Annotated in this window: 1 pseudogene; it reads right to left on the reverse strand. The window is 51.5% G+C overall.

Going from position 1 to position 532, the window contains the following annotated elements:
* Positions 1 to 11: 11 nt before the first annotated feature.
* Positions 12 to 532 (reverse strand): annotated as a pseudogene (locus ACJHYW_RS25340) (aminoglycoside adenylyltransferase family protein); the annotation flags it as partial.

The following is a 532-nucleotide window of genomic DNA, read 5'->3' on the forward strand; positions in this document are numbered from 1 at the left end:
CAACGCCGGAGTTAAGCCGCCGCGCGTAGCGCGGTCGGCTTGAACGAATTGTTAGACATCATTTACCAACTGACTTGATGATCTCGCCTTTCACAAAGCGAATAAATTCTTCCAAGTGATCTGCGCGTGAGGCCAAGTGATCTTCTTTTTGTCCCAGATAAGCTTGCTTAGCTTCAAGTAAGACGGGCTGATACTGGGCAGGTAGGCGTTTTATTGCCCAGTCGGCAGCGACATCCTTCGGCGCGATTTTGCCGGTTATTGCGCTGTACCAAATGCGGGACAACGTAAGCACTACATTTCGCTCATCGCCGGCCCAGTCGGGCTGCGAGTTCCATAGCTTCAAGGTTTCCCTCAGCGCCTCGAATAGATCCTGTTCAGGAACCGGGTCAAAGAATTCCTCCGCTGCCGGACCTACCAAGGCAACGCTATGTTCTCTTGCTTTTGTAAGCAGGATAGCTAGATCAATGTCGATCATGGCTGGCTCGAAGATACCCGCAAGAATGTCATTGCGCTGCCATTCTCCAAATTGCAG

The organism is Escherichia sp. WS3063 (genome assembly GCF_046486595.1).
GTDB lineage: Bacteria > Pseudomonadota > Gammaproteobacteria > Enterobacterales > Enterobacteriaceae > Escherichia > Escherichia coli.